This is a genomic window from Thomasclavelia saccharogumia DSM 17460, from assembly GCF_000686665.1.
In the GTDB taxonomy this organism is placed as follows: domain Bacteria; phylum Bacillota_I; class Bacilli_A; order Erysipelotrichales; family Coprobacillaceae; genus Thomasclavelia; species Thomasclavelia saccharogumia.
This window is the reverse complement of sequence record NZ_JMLH01000130.1, coordinates 1-1586: the sequence shown is the minus strand read 5'-3', so window position 1 is coordinate 1586 and position 1586 is coordinate 1. Positions and strand designations below refer to the sequence as shown.

The window sequence follows — 1586 nt, the reverse complement described above, 5'->3', positions numbered from 1 at the left end:
ATTGTACTAAAACGCTACGCGTTAGCTCAATTCTTTCTTTATGTTTTCTATATTTTTTTGTTTGCCATCTTTCTTATGATGGCTTTTTTTATTTATAATTTAGTTGTCATTTTATAACAGAAAGGACTGATTAATTATGAATACTAAATCTATAAATGACAAAATCAAACAATTTCCTATCCTTAATGATGTTAGGATCGCTCTCGATTTAAAAAACCTTGCCGATAAAACTATTATCAATTATATGGACGGTATCGCTCGTTTTCTTGATTTCATTAATTATGACAATCTTTTTGATATTAACGAAGACCACTTCAGAGATTATCTCCTCTATCTTCATTCTACTCCTTTATCTAAGAATACTATTAATGCCAACAATGCTTATATACGTTTTTTCTTTTTCGCTGTTTTGAATAAGAACTTAAATCTTTACAGAGTCCCTAAGTCTAAATTCACTCCTAAAGATATTGACTTCTTATTCGACCATCAGATCAGATCACTTCTTAACGCTGTTTATATTGATTCAAGAATGGACTGTATTATTAAACTTGCCTTATGCTGCGGTCTTAGAATCAACGAAATCATCTCTCTTAAAATCTCTGATATTTCCACAAGAAACAGATCTAATATGTCCATATATATTCGTAAATCTAAAAGAAACAAGTCGCGTTATGTTCCTATCGACAATACTTCATACTCTGCTATTCAACGCTACGCAAAGGAATACAATATCAACCCCGGTTCCAACAGATATTTCTTCATTTTCAGCCGTGCTCCTAAAACCTGTAATGAAACCATCAGAAAACATTTTAACTTCTATAAAGATATTGCCGGTATACCTGCTTCTTTTACCTTCCATTGTCTTAGACATACTTATGCCGTCAATTTCCTTAGAGCTGGTGGCGATCTTCTTGATCTGAAGTACCGTCTTGGTCACAGTTCACTGGCTTCTACTTCTCGTTATCTGCATTTTTCAAGAAACATGATGAATAATCATATCTCTTATATCGATACCCTTTTGAAAGATGGTGCTGCTCATGAAAACTAACATTCAGCTTATTATGCAGAACGAAAAAGATTATTTTCTTTCTCGCTGCTGTCTCAACAATGAAGAACTCAAGACTTTTAACTATATGGCTGCCTGTAAAACTGATACCTTTGGATATAATTCCTACATTTGTGAAGACTGCGGCCATAAAGTCATTCATTATAATTCTTGCGGCAATCGTCACTGCCCTTCCTGTCAGTGTCATTCCAGAGAAAAATGGATTGACAGATTTAGCAGCTTTCTTCTTGATATTCCCTATTTTCATATTGTTTTTACTGTCCCTGATTCATTGAACGATATTTTTTTCAACAACAAGGAAAAAATGTATAATCTGCTTTTTAAAATATCTTCACAGTCTTTATTAAAAATTTCTGAATCTTATTACGGTCAGATTGGGTTTACTTCTATTCTTCATACGTGGGGGCAGAACCTTTGGTTTCATCCTCATATTCATATGATTGTTTCCGGTGGCGGTCTTTCATATGACGATGAAAATAATCCTGTCTTCAAAAAAGCTCCTGCTAATTATCTGATTCCT

Annotated in this window: 2 protein-coding genes; both read left to right on the top strand. The window is 33.5% G+C overall.

Features of this window, described 5'->3' with window-relative positions; genetic code table 11:
• The first annotated feature begins 136 nt into the window (after positions 1 to 136).
• Positions 137 to 1048, top strand: coding sequence for a tyrosine-type recombinase/integrase (locus BR82_RS16905; RefSeq protein WP_084300880.1), 912 nt, complete (start codon positions 137 to 139; stop codon positions 1046 to 1048).
• A partial coding sequence (locus BR82_RS16900) for an IS91 family transposase (protein WP_161635144.1) occupies positions 1038 to 1586 on the top strand: 549 nt, incomplete at its 3' end. The genes BR82_RS16905 and BR82_RS16900, both read left to right, overlap by 11 nt.